Origin of the sequence: Janthinobacterium sp. 344 (genome assembly GCF_900112025.1) — a bacterium.
Taxonomy (GTDB): Bacteria; Pseudomonadota; Gammaproteobacteria; order Burkholderiales; family Burkholderiaceae_D; genus Janthinobacterium.
Genome location: NZ_FOKL01000005.1, coordinates 282,123 through 298,186 on the forward strand (window position 1 = coordinate 282,123; position 16,064 = coordinate 298,186).

Genomic DNA, 16,064 nt, shown 5'->3' on the forward strand with positions numbered 1-16,064 from the left:
GTCCGCAAGTTTGTGGCGGACAACGCCTTCTTTTATTGCGCCGCCAATCCCAGCTTCAGCCCCACGGGCTTGCCCGGCGCGGCCTGCGTCTTTTCCGGCGCGCCCGCGCTGACCCGGGCCGCCGGCGTGCCGTCCTGCTGCAGGGCGGCCAGGATGGCCGCGCTGCGCTGGGCGCCCAGCTTGCTCAAGGCGTCGGCAGGCAGCGGCTGCTTCGCTTCCAGCTGCGCGCGCAGGCCGTTGTAGAAGGCGCCCGTGTCGGCCACTTGCGGCTCGCCTTCGATCAGCTTGCCCAGGCGCTGCCAGACGGGAATCTTGGCCGCCGCTGGCGCGGAGGCGGCAGCCGAGGCCGCCGCCGGGGCAGGCGCGGCCGCTTCCGCCGCTTTCTTTTGCTTGTCCAGTTCCGCCTTGCCGAAGCGTTCCGCGTACAGGTCGCGCAGGGCGCCCCGTACCTTGCGTTCGCCCAGGTTCAGCGGGCCCGGCTCTTCGCCCGCTTCCAGCTTGATGCCGGCCTTGGCGGCGACGGCGCGGCGCACGGCCTGGGCGCGCAGCGCGGCCGCGTCCGTATCGCTGTACTGGCCCGGCACGGCCAGCTTCAGCTGTTCGCGCTTGGCCAGGATCTGCGCCACCTGCTTGAGCTTTTCCCGCTCGGGCGGCAGCAGCACGGCGCTGCCAGGATCGAAATCGATGGCTTCGAGCTTGTCGGCGCTGATGCCCAGCAAGTTGCCCAGCGCGCGGAACGGCGCCGTGACGATTTTCGTCAGCATGTTGCCCACGGCCTTCCAGATCAGCGCGCCATAGCTGAATTGCGGGTCGCTCATGTCGCCGGACACGGGCAGGCCCAGGTCGATGCGCCCGTCGCTATCCTTGAGGATGGCCAGCGCCAGTTCCAGGGGCAGCTTCAAGGCGTCCGGGCTGTCGATGCGCTCGCCCAGGGTCAGCTTGTCGAGCACGATCTGGTTGGTGCCGTCGAGCTGGCGGTTGCGCACCTTGTATTGCAAGTCCAGCGAAATCTTGCCCTCTGCCACCTTGTAGCCGGCAAATTTCATTGTGTACGGCGAGGCCGAGACCATGTCGACGTTCTTGAAGACCACGTTCAAATCCGTATTGTCCGTGGGCGCGAAGGGATTGAGCTGGCCGCGCACGCGGGCCAGGCCGAATTCGTCGATGCGGCCATCGAGTTCGATCTGGCTGCGCGCATCGCGCTTGGTCGACAGGCCCGTGACGACGCCGTTCAATTCATAGATCTTGGCGGCGAACTGGGGCCGCAGGCTGAGGTCGGCAAAGTCCAGCTTGGCGTTCTGCAGGCGCACGCGGCGCACGCGCACGGGGAAGGCGGCGTCCGGCGCTGCCGTAGCGGCGGGCGCGCTGGCCGCTACTGGGGCTTGCGCCGGCTCCGGCGCCTTCACCAGCAGGCGCTGGGCGTTCAGGCTGCGGTCGTTTTCGATGATCAGCTGGGCGTTCGGCTCGACCACGCGCAGCTCGGGAATATCGACGAAATCGGGCCCCACGCTGGCCGTCAGCTTGTCGGCGCGCACGCTTTTCCACGAAGCAAAACGCTTGCCATCCGTTTCATTGAGCACCAGGCCGGCGATATCCACGCCGCCCACATAGCGCACTTTTGGCGCTTTCGGCGCGCCGCCGCCCGTCGTCAGCCGGCCGCTGCCGGAGAGGCTGCCGCCCGCCAGTTTCAGTTTCACATGTTGCGCCAGCAACGGTTGCACGGGCGCCAGGGTCAATTGCTTGAGGTTCAGCTGCGCATCGACGGCGCCCGTGCCGGGCACGACCTTGCCATTGGCGGTGAGCAAGCCGCCTTCGCGCAGGCCGACGCCCAGCTCGAACGGCAGCGCCTGCTTCATGTCGTTGCTGACGTTGTGCAGGGACAGGCGCGCATCCTGCAGGTTGCCCTTGATGCCCGTGCCCGCGTCGTCGAAGCGGGCGCCGAACTTGCTCAGTTCCACCTTGTCGATACGCGTGGACCACGGCGCGGCGGGCGCGTCCTTGGCTGCGTCGGCCTTGCCGGAGGTAAACACGGGCAGCTTTTGCGCGATGGCAAATTCGCCTTGCCGGTTGCGCGCCAGGTCGATCTGCGCGCCGCTGGCCGTCACGGCGCCCAGGTGCACGGCATGCGCCGCCAGGTCGATCTTGCCTTCCGTAAAGCCCAGCTGGGCCAGCTTGAACGGCGTTTGCGCGCCGCGCTGCATGGCCAGATCGGCCAGTGCAAAGCTGGCGCCGTCGATGACGGTCGCCATGCCCGCTGGCCCTTGTTGCAAGCCCAGTTGCAGCTGGACTTGCAACTGTCGCGCGCTCAATTGCAGGGCGGGCGAGACGGTTTCATCGATGGCGGAGACGTCCACGCCGGCCAGTGCCACCTGCTTCAAGTCCACTTTCCACTTGCCGGGCTTGGCTGGCGCGGTGGAGGCCGGGGCTGCCGGCGCAGGATTGCCTGGCAACATCAGGTTCGCCACGTCGATGTCGCCCTTGGCATCGCGGCGCACGGCCACCTTGCCGCCGTACAGGTTAATCTTGTCCACCGTCACGCTCTGGCGCGCCAGGTCGGCGTTGACGCCGGCGATGCCCAAGGTGGACAGCGAGGTAAACGCTTCCCCTTTGCCATCGCGGACCAGTGCCAGGTCGCGCAAGGCCATGCCGGCGCCCTGGATACTGGCTTCCAGCTTGCCGTCCGCATACGAAAAGGCGTAGGGCAGGCGCGCCGACAGCTTGCCGCTCGTCACCGTGGCGCGCGTGTAGGCTTTCAGGTAGGCGGCCAGGCCGGGCAGGGAAGCGTCGTTCAGGATCAGTTCGCCGTCGCCGCGGATGGGGTTCAGCGATGCCGTGCCGCGCCAGTGCAGCTTGCCGCCGCGCGCCGCATCGGCGCTGAGGCTATAGCTGCCGTTGGCATCGGGCAGGGTGGAGATATTCTCCAGCGTAAAGTCGATGGGCGTGAAATTGTCCGCGTAGCCCGCCTTCTGGTCTTGCCAGTCGACCTTGCCCTGTTCCAGCGCAAAGTGCGCGATGATCAGGCGCGGCAGGCCGCCGTCGCTTTTTTCCGGATGGTTGCGTTGCCAGGTGGCCAGCAGTTCGGCCAGGTTGAACTTGCCGTCCGGCGTGATGGTCAGCTGCGCCTGCGGCGCCGTGATGCGGATTTCCGCCAGGCTCCAGGCGCGGCGCACGATGGATTTCCACTCCAGCTGCACGGCCAGGGCGCCGATGGACAGCAGCGGCGCGCCGCTCTGCCCATTGGCGCCGGCCGCTTCCTTCAGCGCAATCTTGTCCGCTTCCAGGCGCAAGGTAAACGGGTTGAAGCGCACGTCGGCGATGCTGGCCTGGCGCGCCAGTTCCTGCGCGGCGAATGTGGGCAGCTGGTGCTTGATGACATATGGCACCAGCCAGAAGCCGGCCGCGCTGTAGGCGGCCAGGGCGCAGCCTGTGCCGACGGCCCAGCGCTGCCAGCGTTTCCAGCGAAATGATTTCGTCTGCACGCTTTTCTTGTCGATTGTGTTCACGGACTGACCTTTTATTCATATCTTGTTGGGCGGCGCGTCGTGCGCGCCGTGACTGTCAGTATGCCTCTTTGCGGCCTCGTCTGCAAAATCCAAACGTGTTCAAGTGATAACAGGCTGCGTAGCGGACTGTTTATCTTGTGAAACTTGGACATTCTCACGCATTATCACTTATTCATTGCGAATGATTCTCGTTACGAATATTATGCGCGGTAACTTGAAGTTTTCTTCCATTACTGTTTTCTGTTGAAAGACCCGTCTTTATGCGTACAGCTTTTCCTTCCTTGCCACTGCTTCCCGTCGCCGCGGCCCTGTCGCTGGCCTTCGCTGCCCACGCGGCCAGCGCCGCGAATGGCGCCAACGGCCAGGACGACCTGACGGCTGGCGATGAGAAAGTCATGCAGGCCGTGCAGGTGACGGGGGCGCGCGCGCAAGGCCTGGTGCCCGTCACCACGGAGGCGGGCAGTTTCCGTGGCGCCAACATCATGGACGTGCCGTCGACCGTCAATGTGATCACGCGCGAATTGCTGGAGCAGCAAGCCGTGTCCGGCCTGTACGATGCCGTGCGCAACACGGCCGGCGTGACGCGCCAGCAAAACGGCGGCGAAACGTGGGATCAACTGGTGATACGCGGCATTGCCGTGGAAAACCGCACGAATTACCGCCTCAATGGTTCCCTGCCCATCATGAACTTCTCGCAAGTATCCATGGAAAACAAGGAGCGGGTGGAAGTGCTGAAGGGCGCCTCGGCCCTGTACTACGGCTTTACGTCGCCGGCCGGCGTCGTCAATTTCGTCACCAAGCGGGCCGGCGGCAAGCCCGTCACCAGCATGGGCTTGAGTCTCGATGACCGGGGCAGCGCCGTGGCGAATGTCGATATTGGCCGCCGCTTTGGCGCGCAGCAGGAATTCGGCGTGCGCATCAACGCGGCCGGCGGCACCCTGGGCTCTTACCTGGACAATGTCGGCAACGGCAACCGCAGCTTCCTTTCCACCGCGCTGGACTGGCGCGTGACGCATAAACTGCTGTTGAAGGCGGACCTGGAATACGACCGCCGCCGGGTGACGGAACAGGCGGGCGTGGCCTTGCCCACGGCCGTGAAGGGCGTGATCACCTTGCCGCGCGCCGTCGATCCGCGCAAGCTGATCGGCCCGGACTGGTCGAATTTCGAGGCGCAGACGAAAAACGCGCAATTGCGCGCCGATTACGCCATCACCGATGGCTGGGCCTTGACGGTGGAGGCGGGCCACTCGGAAACGGCGCGCGACCGCCGCCTGGCCATCTTCCGCCTGAACAATGCGGCCGCCGTGGAAACGGGCGCGGGCCGCATCACGGGCAATATGCAGCACCACGTGACGGCGTCGGACTTGCTGCGCGCGGAACTGGCCGGCACGTTCAAGACGGGGTTCATCGCCCACGAACTGACCCTGGGCGCCTCGCGCACGGACAAGTCGCAAGATCCTATCTACCAGAGCAATTACACCATCGCGGCGCAAAACCTGTACCAGCCCGTGCCCGTGACGAATGTCGTGTTCGGTCCCAAGCCGACGACGCCGACGACGGCCGCGCTGGACACGCGCGACACGGGCCTGTATGCGCTCGACCGCCTGGTCTTCGGCCCGCACTGGCAAAGCGTGGTGGGCGTGCGCCGCACCAGCTACCGGAGCGACCAGGGCGCCAGCCACTACGACGTGAGCAAGACGACGCCGATGGCGTCATTGATTTACAAGGCCACGCCCGAACTGTCGTTCTACGCGTCCACGGCGCGGGGGCTGGAAGAGGGGGAGACAGGCCCGACGGGCACCGTCAACCAGAACGTCAAGATGGCGCCCGGCGTCAGCAAACAGAAGGAACTGGGCGCGCGCTGGCTGACGCCGGGCGGCACCCTGGTCTCGGCCGCGCTGTTCGACATCACGCGCCCCGGCTATTACACCAACAGCAGCAATGTGTTCACCTCGGACGGCGAACAGCGCTACCGCGGCGTGGAACTGTCCACCCAGGGCAAGCTGACGCGCCAGCTGTCGTGGCAGACGTCGGCCCAATTCCTCGATCCGAGCTTCGAGCACATCAACGCCGACTACAACGGCAAGGCGCCGGAAAACGCGTCGAAACGCACGGGCAGCGCCTTTCTCGCTTACGCCTTCGACACCGTGCCGGGCCTGTCCGTTAACGGCGGCGCGTATTACTACAGCGCCCGTCCCGTCAACGACCTGAACCAGGCCTTCCTGGGCGGCGTGACACTGTTCAGCGCCGGCGCCCGCTATGCGGGCACGCTCATGCACAAGGCCGTCGTCTGGCAGCTCAACGTGGAAAACGCGGCCGACAAGCGCTACTGGGCCGGCGCCGGCACGCGCCTGGCGTCCGGCGCGCCGCGCGCCATCAAGCTGAGCATGAAGGTGGATCTGTAATCCCATGTGCATGAGGGCTTGACCTGCGGGCTTGGCCTGGGGGCAGGGCGGCCGCTATAATGCCGCCATGTTCATCAGCCAAGGCCGCGCCGTCGTCGTCCTGTGGATCGCGTGCTTCGCCATCCTCATGGCCGCGCTCGCCCCGACCCTGTCGCGCGCGTTCACCGTCGCCAGCGGCCAGGCCGTGCCCAGTTTCGAGATTTGCTCCGTGGCGGGCGGCATGAACATGCTGCCCGTGAAGTTGTCCACGGATGCGCCCGATCCCGCCAAGGGCGCGATGCGCATGGATTGTCCGTGCTGCAGCATGCATGCGGCCGCCCTCGCTGTTCCGCCCACGACGCTCGTGCTCGCCTCCGGCGAAGTCCTCACGGGCTTGCTGCCCCTGCTGTTCTACCAATCCGCCAAGCCCCTGTTCGCCTGGACGCCCGTCCAGCCCCGTGGCCCGCCCGCCGCTTTCTGATCTGTCCCTTTCCCTGAACCGTCTTGCGCGCGCTTGTCGCGTGCTGGCGCCTGTTCGTGTTACCTATACAGCATCTGAAAGCAGCTCCATGAAACCGATCTCCTTATGTCTTTCCCTCGCCATCGCCATGCCCGCCGTGGCGCAAACGCGCCCTGACGAGGTTCTGCCTGAAATGACAGTCATCGTCAAGGGCGTGCAGGACGGCTACCGGCCCGCCGCCGACACGGCGCTCATGCTCTCCAGCACACCCGGCTACGGCGTGGCGGCCGGTGGCGGCGTGTCCGGCTTGCCTGTCGTCAATGGCTTTGCCGATGACCGCATCAAGATTCGCATCGATGGCATGGAACTGACGTCCGCCTGCGCCAATCACATGAACGCGCCCCTGTCGTATGTCGACCCGCAGCAGGTGCAGCGCATCAAGCTGATCGCGGGCGTGACGCCCGTCAGCGCGGGCGGCGACAGCATCGGCGGCAGCATCGAGGTACAGACGCTGGCGCCCGTGTTCGCCCAGCCCGGCGCGCCGCTGCTCACGCAGGGCGGCTTTGCCGTGTCCGGGCGCAGCGTCAACAACAGCGTGGCGACCAGCGTGAACGCGTCGGCCGCCAGCGATACGCTCAGCATCGGCTACAGCGGCGCGTATGCGCGCGGCCACAGCTATGAAGATGGGCATGGCAACACCGTGCTGGCCAGCATGGTCGAAAGCATCAACCAGGCCATCGTGCTGGCGGCGAAGCGCGATGGCCAGCAGCTGACCCTGCGCGCCGGCGTGCAGCACATCCCGTACCAGGGTTTCCCGAACCAGTACATGGACATGACGGACAACCATGGCCAGTTCGCCAACCTGGCCTACCAGGGCACATTCGACTGGGGCGTGCTGGACGCGCGCGCCTACTGGCAGCAGACGGACCACGAAATGGGCTTTTTCACGCCCGAGCGCGCGGGCACGATGCCGATGCGCACGCACGGGCGCAACACGGGCTATGCGCTGATGGCCAGCCTGCCGACAGGGGCGGGCGAGCTGCGCCTGGGCCAGGAGTGGCACGGCTTCCGCCTCGACGATGTCTGGCCGGCCGTGCCCGGTTCCATGATGATGGGGCCGCGCACCTACCTGAACATCAATGACGGCAAGCGCGAGCGCACGGTGCTGTTCGGCGAGCTGGAAACGCGCCATGCTGCGCGCTGGACGAGTGTGCTGGGCCTGCGCGGCGAATCCGTGCGCATGGATGCGGGCGACGTGCAGGCGTACGGCACCAACATGATGAACATGCCGGACGTGATGGCCGCCACGGCCTTCAACGCGCGCGACCGCCACCGGCGCGACACGAATATCGATGCCTCCGCGCAAGCGACCTACACGCCGGACCTGGCCAGCAGCTACGCATTCGCGCTGGCGCGCAAGGTGCGCTCGCCCAACCTGTATGAGCGCTATTCGTGGGGCCGCGGTGCGATGGCCATGACCATGACCAACTGGTTTGGCGACGGCAATGGCTATGTGGGCAGTATCGACCTGAAACCCGAGACGGCGTACACGGCCGCGTTCACGGCCGACTGGCACGGTGGCGGCGAGGAGGGCTGGTTCGTGCGCGTCAATCCGTATTACAGCAAAGTCGACAACTACATCGACGTCGATGTGCTGGCGCCTTTCCACCCGTATATGCAGATGGGCGCGCACGGCAACTTGCTGCGCTTTGCCAACCACGATGCCAGGCTGTACGGCGCGAATCTGGCATGGCAGCTGCCGCTGGCCGGCAGCGCCCGCTGGGGCCGCTTCATGGCCACGGGCAACGCCGCCTGGACGCGGGGCAAGCGCGCCGATGGCGGCGACCTGTACCGCATGATGCCGCTCAACGCCTTGCTGGCCGTCGAGCACAAGCTGGGTGCCTGGAGCAGCCGCATCGAAGCGAAGCTCGTTGCCCGCAAGGACAAGGTCGATGCCCGGCGCTTCGAACCCGAGACGGGCGGCTATGCGCTCGTCAACCTGCGCAGCAGCGTGGCGCTGAACGCGACGGCGACCTTGAGCGCCGGGGTCGGCAACCTGTTCAACCGCGCGTATGCGGACCCGCTCGGTGGCGTCTACCTGTCGGGCCTGAAGGCGCAGGGCGGGGCGCTGCAAGCGTTGCCGGCCGAGGGGCGGTCGATCGATCTGGGGCTGCGCCTGGCGTTCTAAGCGCGCAAGGAAAAGCGCCTTCGGCCCTGCGGCCGAAGGCGCGTGCGGATGCGGGCCGCCAGCAAGCTGCCATCGCCTGTCCGGGAGCGATCAGTTTCCCGCATCGCTCTTTTTGCGCCGCGATCCCGTCAGGACGCGCAGCGCGGTGGCGATCGGCACCTTGTTCTTGGCCAAGTAGGCGGCGGCCGTGGCGGTATCGAGCATTTCCTGGAAAATGATGCCCACTTCGACCTTTTGGGCCGTCAAATTGTCCTGCCGTGCGCAGTCAAGTAATTCCATCTTCGTCGCCGTGACCTTGTCATTCTTGGAGCGCATTTTTGCCTCGGTAGAAAAGAGAAAAAATGTCTCCTTTTGTTTGCCTTAAAGATAACTTATTTTTATGCCTTTGTGGAAACTTTTCTTTAATCGATAGTGCCGTCAGGAATTAAATTTAGCTATCGGCGGCGATACGGATGATCGGCTTTGGATATTGCTTAACGGAACGTTTTATTGCATAGTATGGCGACAACATTGCATGCCGTGCATGCGATGGCGCCTGCCCACGACGAGGAGATGCGATGACAGTGTTCAGTACGGAAGTTGAATTTACCCTGCCCCTCGGCTATCGCGATGGCGATGGCACGCTGCACCGCCAGGGCGTGATGCGGCTGGCGACGGCCGCCGATGAAATCCTGCCGCTGAAGGACCACCGCGTGCAGGCGAACCCCGCCTACCTGACGGTCCTGGTGCTGGCCAGAGTCGTGGTGCGGCTGGGCAGCCTAGACATGATCAATGCGAAGGTGATCGAGGACCTGTTCATGGCCGATTATACTTACCTGCAAACGCTGTACAACAAGATCAACGGCGTGGAGCAAGAGGGCGGCAATGGGGGCGCGCCTGCGATGCGCTAGGCCGCAGCTTGCCGGCGTGCCCACGGCCGGTCGCGGGCACAGGTGATGCCTTGTCACGCATTGCCTGACGAGCCATCCTTTGCCATCGGCGCCAGGATGGGGTCTAATCATGGCCTGTCCCGTCACGAGGTTTCCATGTTGCCCGAACACACCATCGCCGCCTTGCGCGCGCAATTCCCGCTGATGCATGACTTGACGGCCCTGCGGCCCTTGAGCTGGTTCAACCCCGCTACCGCGCCCGCTGCCGAGGGCTTGCAGGACGTGGGCCTGGCGGCGGCCGATGTGGCGCAGGCCAGCGCGCGGCTGGCGCGCTTCGCGCCGTACCTGGCGAAGGCGTTCCCGGAAACGCAGGCCAGCGGCGGCGTCATCGAGTCGCCCGTCGCGCCGCTGCCCGCCATGCAGGCGGCGCTGGGCATCGCGCCGGGCACGCTGTGGCTCAAGCAGGATAGCCATTTACCCATTTCCGGCTCGATCAAGGCGCGCGGCGGCATCTATGAAGTGTTGAAACATGCGGAGAGGCTGGCGCTGGACGCCGGGCTGCTGAAGGAGGGCGATGATTACAGCCTGCTGGCTGGCGACGCCGTGCGCGCCTTCTTTGGCCAGTACGCGATCGCCGTCGGTTCCACGGGCAATCTGGGCTTGTCGATCGGCATCATGAGCGCGCGCCTGGGCTTTCGCGCCACCGTGCACATGTCGTCTGACGCGCGGCAGTGGAAGAAGGACAAGCTGCGCAGCCATGGCGTGACGGTGGTGGAATACGCCACCGACTACAGCGTGGCGGTGGAAGAAGGGCGCAGGCAGGCGCAGGAAGATCCCGCCTGCCACTTCGTCGACGATGAAAACTCGCACGATCTGTTCCTCGGCTACGCGGTGGCGGGCGAGCGCCTGAAGGCGCAGCTGGCGCACGCCGGCGTGACGGTCGATGCGCAGCACCCCCTGTTCGTCTACCTGCCATGCGGCGTCGGCGGCGGCCCCGGCGGCGTGGCGTTCGGCTTGAAGCTGGCGTTTGGCGACTGCGTGCACTGCGTGTTCGTCGAGCCGACCCACTCGCCATGCATGCTGCTGGGCGTGCATACGGGCTTGCACGAGCGGATCAGCGTGCAGGATATCGGCATCGACAACGTCACGGCCGCCGATGGCCTGGCCGTTGGCCGGCCCTCCGGCTTCGTGGGGCGCGCCATGCAGCGCCTGATCGATGGCTACGCCACCGTCACCGATGAAGAACTGTACCGCTTGCTGGCGCTGCTGGAGCAAACGCAAGGCCTGCGCCTGGAACCGTCCGCCGTGGCCGGTTTCGCGGGCATCGCCCCCGTGCTGGCGGCGCCGCAATACCAGCAGTACCTGGACGCGGCCACGCACCTCGTGTGGGGCACGGGCGGCAGCATGGTGCCGCAGGCGGAAATGGCGGCCTATGTGGCCCGCGGCCGCGCGCAGCTGAAGGCCGGAGGCGCATGATGCGGGCCGGCGCGCCGCTGACGGCCAGCCAGTTCGCCAACCTGCACACTTTTCTCGTGGCGGCGCGCCATGCCAGCTTTGCCCTGGCCGCGCAGGAACTGGCGCTCACGCCCAGCGCCGTCAGCCACCGCATCGCCCGGCTGGAAAGCAGCCTGGGCATGCTGCTATTTGAACGCCTGACGCGGCAGGTGAAACTGACGGCCGATGGCGAGCGCATCTTTTCCGCCCTGCAAACGGGGTGGGAGGGCTTGCACGCGGCCATCGCCGGCGGCGATGCGCTCACGGGCGGCATCACCGTGCATGCGCGTCCCTCGGTGGCGCAATGCTGGCTGGTGCCGCGCCTGGCACGCTTCACGGCAAGGTATCCCGACCTCACCATCGACCTGCGCGTCGGCAATGAGGCCGTGGACTTTCGCGCCGGCCAGGTCGACCTGGCCTTGCACTATGGCGACGGCCACTTTCCCGGCTTGACGGTGCGCAAGCTCATGGCGGAATGGCTGGCGCCCGTCTGCAGCCCGGACTACGCGCGCCGTCACGGCTTGCAGGACGCGCCACGCAAGCTGATGGACGCCACCGTGCTGCACGATACCCTGGCCTGGCCCGCCTGCGCACCCGACGCGGAATGGCGCTTGTGGCTGGACGGGCAGGCGCCTGGCGTCAGCCCGCCCACCCGCAGCCTGCGTTTCGACCGCGCCGACCTGTGCGCGCAGGCGGCCATCCACCATGCGGGCGTGGCCATGGGCCGGCGCCAGCTGGTGCAGCCGTGGCTCGACAGCGGCCAGCTGGTGTCGCCGTTCGGCGGTTTCGACTTGCCCAGTCCGCAGGCGTACTACCTCGTGCATGCGGCGCGGCCGCTGCCGGCGAGGGTGCAGGCCTTGTTCGACTGGCTGCTGGCGCAGGCAATTTGATACACTGCGCCCCTCATTGAACCGCGCACGAAAGAATGCCCATGCAGCCATCCCCATCGACCTCGACCGCGCAACCGGCATTGCGCGAGTTACGCACCACTGCGCTGGCCTGCCTGCTGGAACCGGACCCGGCGACCAAGGTGGCGATGGTGGCGGCCATGGCCGCGGCGCCGCCGCCGCTCGATGCGCACGCGCCCCTGGCGCCGTCGGGCCCCGTGCCGGGCCGGCCTGAGCGCCCTGAACTGGTGCCGCCGCGCCTGGTGGGACGGCGGTCGATGATCACGCCGGAAGGGCGCGCCATGCTGGTGCACGCGCTGGCGCACATCGAATTCAACGCCATGAATCTGGCGCTGGACGCGCTGTGGCGCTTCCCGGATTTGCCCGCTGAATACTATACGGACTGGCTGCGCGTGGCGAAGGAGGAAGCGACGCACTTTGCCATGCTGCAGGCGCACCTGCAGGTGCTGGGCCACACGTATGGCGACTTCCCCGGCCACGACAGCCTGTGGGAAATGGTCGACAAGACGCGCGGCGACGTGCTGGCGCGCATGGCGCTGGTGCCGCGCACCCTGGAGGCGCGGGGCCTGGACGCGATTCCGCCGCTGCGCGCCAAGCTGGCGCAGGCGGGAGATATGGCCGCTGCCGCCATCCTCGACGTCATCCTGCGCGACGAGGTGGGCCATGTGGAAATCGGCAACCGCTGGTACGGCTACCTGTGCGGGCAGCGCGGCCTGGAGCTGCGCGCCACGTATGCGGAACTGGCGCTGCGCTATGCGGCGCCGACCCTGCGCGGCCCGTTCAACCTGGAAGCGCGGCGCCGGGCCGGGTTTTCGGAACTGGAACTGTCCGACCTGCCTGCCTGAACGGGGTCACGGATGGGCCGTGATGCTGACGTGCCAGTGGCTCAGGTGGCCCGCTTCGATATGCACCTTGATGGGCTTGTTCCAGGCGCCCGCGCCGGGGATCTTGTCGGCGGGATCGGCGGAAAAGCGCCCGTCGACGAGGGCCAGCTTGACGAAGCTGGGGCCGATGTAGACCACGCGCGTGCTGGCCGGCGCCGCTTCCTGGGCCAGCATGGCGCGGTTGGCCGCGATCCATGCCTGCAGGGCCGCCAGCTTCGGCTTTTGCGCCGGGTTGGCCACGACTTCCGCCTTCGCGTCATTGATCAGCTTGTGAATGGCGGCGCCGTTGTTCTGGCCGCCCAGCGCATCCGTGTAGCCGCCCGCGCCGTCCGCGTAGCGCAGGTCGATCTGCTGGCCGTCGCTGTGGCCGCTGTGGCCGAGGATGGAGCGGCCCGACGCCGTCTGCGTCACGTGCTGGCCGCTGATGTCGTCGAAACGGTAAGCCTTGCCCGCCAGCCAGGCGATGGTCAGGCGCGTGGCCCACGAATCGCCGCCAGGATCGCGCGTGCCGTAGCGCCGCGCCGCCAGCGCCGCCTCATTGTTGGCCAGGTACAGGGGGATGTAGGCCGTGGCGCCCTTGAATTCCACCTGCCCCCCTTCGGCCGGGTCGGAACTGGCATCCGTATTGTCGACTTTGCCCTTCAGGCGCAGCGTGATGACGGCTTTCTTGTCGAGCTTGGCGCCGGCGAAGGCGGGCAGTACCAGGCCGGGAAATTTTATCTTGCCGGCACTCTTGGTATTGGTCTGGGACAATAAATTCTCGGCGCTGAAGGCGGGATCGCCGCCGCCGGCCGAGATGCCGATGTTCACTTCCGTGATCGTCGCCGCCGCCGGCGTGTAATGCAATTCCAGCGGCAAGGTGTGGGTGGCTGTCGCCGTTCCTTGCGAGACGGACACATACGGCCCTGGCAGATTGCCGGTCAGCTTGATCGGCTGCAGCATGGGGCGGCCGTTCTTGTTGGGCGAGAGAAATTTCGCCTGCGTCACCTTCAAGCCCTTGCATACGAGGCTCAGTTCCACCGTCGTCACGGTGGGCAGGGCGCTGTCGCCGATATTCGTCGCGCTGACATTGCCGCCCACGCTCAATGCCCCGTCCTTGGCCTGCTTGCTGACATCGACGCACTCGGTGCGGACGACCGTGCCCTGCGTGTAGTGGGTCTGGTTGACGGCGCCCGTGGCCGCCAGGTTGACGCCTGGCAAGCCTGTCACGGCATACGACCAGGTATCGTTGTACTGGCTTTGCGCCGTCGTGTAGACGGGATACTCGGCCGTGCTGACGGTGATCTTCACGCCCACGTTTTTCGTGCCCTTCGGTACCGTGAAGGCGATGGGCGAGGTGATGGTCTGGTTTTGCGTGGCCGCCGTGGCCGTGAACGTCTTGCTGCCCTCGTCATCTTGCGGCGTGGCATCGTCCGCGGCACGGGGGCTGGCGCGCACGTCGCGCGCGGGCGGCCCCGCGCCATCCTGCGTCACCGTGCCCGCCACATAGCTTGGCGCCGCACCGCGCTGGGCCAGGCCGGTTGCGTACGGATACACGATGCCGACACTGACGGTGCTGCTGTTGTCAAACACGACGGCGCTGACGCTGACCACGTTCGGGTGCGCAAGGTCGTTCAGGGTCAGCTGGTAAGTGTCGGGCAGAACGCCATCGAAGTGGAAGGCGCCCGTGGCATCGACCACGGCCACCTGGCGCTGGTGGCTGTTATAGCCGGCCAGGAGCATCTTCTTGCCGGCCAGTCCCGTGGCGTTGGCGCCCGCCGGCGTGCGCAGCTGGCCTTGCAGCACGGTGCCGGACTTGATGGCGATCAAGGCATAGCTGGCCGTGAATTCGCCGTCCTGCGAGACGAAATTGAGGTTCAGGTCGTAGCTGCCGTTGGGCAGGCCAGCCAGCAGCTGCTGCATGGCCGTGGCGCCGATGCGGAAGGTGCGCGTGGCCGCGTCGAAGACCCAGTATTGCTTGAGGCTGACGGCCGCGCCATCGGGCATGGACAGCAAGCCGTCGCTGTCATCCTGCAGCGCAATGGGGGCCGCGCCGACCAGGCGGAACGCCAGCCCGCCCGGCTCCAGGCGGTTGTTCGGCCCCAGTCCCGTGATGGCCAGCACGGGTGCCGTGGCGGGCAAGCTGCCGCCGTCGTCCGGCTCCACGTAGGTGTCGATGGCGGTGGGCAGCTCCGTCTGGATCAGGACGTCCAGCGTGGTGACGCTGCTGCCCTTGCGGAGGAAGAGCTGCGCGTGCTGGTCCACGCCCGTGTCGCCCGGCGTGGAGAAGCGCAGGCTGCCGTCCTGCAGCAGCACGTCCGTGATGGCGCCGCTGGCACTCACGCTGTCGGCGCCGTCAGGCAAGCCCAGCTCTGCCAGCGGCAGCGTGACCACCTGCGCGGGGCGCACGGGATCGAGGGCGATGTCGCCGTTGGCGCTGAAGGTCCAGGCCAGGCCCGCGCTCTGGAAGGCCACGCTGCGTTCGATGCGCAGGACGATGGTGTCGTCGGGAATGACGGTGGCGCCAGCGTCGATGCTGCCCGCCAGCACGTCGCCATCGATGATGGTGCTGCCATCGGGCGCGCTGGCCAGCACGGCTTGCACATTGCTGGCCGCCGCGCTGCCATTGTTACGGATGTGCACGCGGTAGGTATAGTCCCAGGCCGTGCGGCTGACGCGCTGTTCGGCCACCTGGTCGAGCGCCGTCACCTCGAAGTCCCCGGCGGCCTGCACCACGCCAGTGCCGGCGGCCAGCATGACTTTCGGCGTGGGCGGTAGCGTGGGGTCGTTGGGCCCGCCGCAGGCGCACAGGCCCAGCGCCAGGAGCGGGGCCAGCGCGGCGGCGGCCAGCTGGCGGCGCCGCAGTCCGGCCAAGGCCAGCACGCCGGCCAGCAGCAGCCACGGCGTGGATGGCAGGGCGATGGCGGCCGGCTGCGTGATGCCAGCGTCGAGCTCGATGAAGGAAACGGGGTCGACGATGGAAAACGGCTGCGCGCCGGGGCTGCCTGCGCCCAGGTAATCGAAGGTGAGGGAAAAGCCCGTGGCCGTGGCGCCGGGCGCGATGCCGGCCGCCAGCGCCAGGGCGTCGAGGTAGCCGCTGGCGGGAATGGCCACGTCGGGCTGCACCAGCAGCACGTCCCAGCCCGGCGCCGTGGAGACGTTCTGCAGGTTGGCGTAGGTGCCCACGCTGAAGAACACGGTGAATTCCTCGATCGGCACGGCCAGGGTGGTATTGCTGACGGTATAGTCGTAGCGCCACTGCGTGCCGCCCAGCGACGTGGCCGTGTAGGCGATGCTGGTGGCCTGCGCGGCGCTCATCGCGCACAGCAGCAGCGCCAGCAGCGCCTGTTTGATATAGCTCATGATCGATCTCCCGTTTTCTGGCGCCAAGCGTG

At 66.8% G+C, this 16,064-nt stretch carries 10 protein-coding genes; 7 read left to right on the forward strand and 3 right to left on the reverse strand.

From position 1 onward, the window contains the following. Positions 1–32: 32 nt before the first annotated feature. A complete protein-coding gene (locus BM193_RS15680; RefSeq protein ID WP_254786252.1) occupies positions 33–3,503 on the reverse strand; it encodes a DUF748 domain-containing protein in 3,471 nt (1,156 codons plus the stop codon). Between the two features lie 260 nt (positions 3,504–3,763). On the opposite strand from BM193_RS15680, the gene BM193_RS15685 reads away from it, so the two are divergent. The 3 genes from BM193_RS15685 to BM193_RS15695 all read left to right on the forward strand — a co-directional run bounded on the left by BM193_RS15685 (position 3,764) and on the right by BM193_RS15695 (position 8,535). Beyond that, a complete protein-coding gene (locus BM193_RS15685; protein WP_254786256.1) occupies positions 3,764–5,908 on the forward strand; it encodes a TonB-dependent siderophore receptor in 2,145 nt (714 codons plus the stop codon). Positions 5,909–5,975: 67 nt separating this feature from the next. Then, entirely contained in the window at positions 5,976–6,368 is a 393-nt protein-coding gene (locus BM193_RS15690) for a DUF2946 domain-containing protein (RefSeq protein WP_139176094.1), read from the forward strand. Positions 6,369–6,456: 88 nt separating this feature from the next. Beyond that, positions 6,457–8,535 carry a TonB-dependent receptor gene (locus tag BM193_RS15695; RefSeq protein ID WP_092797402.1) on the forward strand — a complete coding sequence of 693 codons (2,079 nt, stop codon included), beginning with the start codon at positions 6,457–6,459 and terminating at the stop codon, positions 8,533–8,535. A 90-nt stretch (positions 8,536–8,625) separates the two neighbouring features. On the opposite strand, the gene BM193_RS15700 is transcribed toward BM193_RS15695, so the two are convergent. Then, positions 8,626–8,850, reverse strand: a complete 225-nt coding sequence (locus tag BM193_RS15700) for a hypothetical protein (protein WP_092797403.1) — start codon at positions 8,848–8,850, stop codon at positions 8,626–8,628. A gap of 242 nt (positions 8,851–9,092) precedes the next feature. Here BM193_RS15700 and BM193_RS15705 point away from each other — a divergent pair, with 242 nt between their 5' ends. The 4 genes from BM193_RS15705 (at position 9,093) to BM193_RS15720 (ending at position 12,651) form a co-directional block, all read left to right on the forward strand. Then, entirely contained in the window at positions 9,093–9,425 is a 333-nt protein-coding gene (locus BM193_RS15705; RefSeq protein WP_092797404.1) for a hypothetical protein, read from the forward strand. A 135-nt stretch (positions 9,426–9,560) separates the two neighbouring features. After that, on the forward strand, positions 9,561–10,880 hold the full coding sequence (locus BM193_RS15710) for a D-serine ammonia-lyase (protein WP_092797405.1): 1,320 nt from the start codon (positions 9,561–9,563) through the stop codon (positions 10,878–10,880). Continuing rightward, positions 10,877–11,788, forward strand: a complete 912-nt coding sequence (gene dsdC, locus BM193_RS15715) for a DNA-binding transcriptional regulator DsdC (protein WP_217638445.1) — start codon at positions 10,877–10,879, stop codon at positions 11,786–11,788. Before BM193_RS15710 ends, dsdC begins: the two co-directional genes overlap by 4 nt. Before the next feature lie 41 nt (positions 11,789–11,829). Then, positions 11,830–12,651, forward strand: coding sequence for a ferritin-like domain-containing protein (locus tag BM193_RS15720; RefSeq protein ID WP_092797406.1), 822 nt, complete (start codon positions 11,830–11,832; stop codon positions 12,649–12,651). A 6-nt stretch (positions 12,652–12,657) separates the two neighbouring features. On the opposite strand, the gene BM193_RS15725 is transcribed toward BM193_RS15720, so the two are convergent. Next, positions 12,658–16,032: a hypothetical protein gene (locus tag BM193_RS15725; protein WP_092797407.1), complete on the reverse strand. Its 3,375-nt coding sequence runs from the start codon at positions 16,030–16,032 to the stop codon at positions 12,658–12,660. Between the last annotated feature and the right edge of the window lie 32 nt (positions 16,033–16,064).

Coding starts and splice junctions, on each gene's coding strand:
- BM193_RS15685 (WP_254786256.1), top strand. CDS start 3,764: ATGCGTACAGCTTTTCCTTCCTTGCCACTGCTTCCCGTCGCCGCGGCC.
- BM193_RS15690 (WP_139176094.1), top strand. CDS start 5,976: ATGTTCATCAGCCAAGGCCGCGCCGTCGTCGTCCTGTGGATCGCGTGC.
- BM193_RS15695 (WP_092797402.1), top strand. CDS start 6,457: ATGAAACCGATCTCCTTATGTCTTTCCCTCGCCATCGCCATGCCCGCC.
- BM193_RS15700 (WP_092797403.1), bottom strand. CDS start 8,850: ATGCGCTCCAAGAATGACAAGGTCACGGCGACGAAGATGGAATTACTT.
- BM193_RS15705 (WP_092797404.1), top strand. CDS start 9,093: ATGACAGTGTTCAGTACGGAAGTTGAATTTACCCTGCCCCTCGGCTAT.
- BM193_RS15710 (WP_092797405.1), top strand. CDS start 9,561: ATGTTGCCCGAACACACCATCGCCGCCTTGCGCGCGCAATTCCCGCTG.
- dsdC (WP_217638445.1), top strand. CDS start 10,877: ATGATGCGGGCCGGCGCGCCGCTGACGGCCAGCCAGTTCGCCAACCTG.
- BM193_RS15720 (WP_092797406.1), top strand. CDS start 11,830: ATGCAGCCATCCCCATCGACCTCGACCGCGCAACCGGCATTGCGCGAG.
- BM193_RS15725 (WP_092797407.1), bottom strand. CDS start 16,032: ATGAGCTATATCAAACAGGCGCTGCTGGCGCTGCTGCTGTGCGCGATG.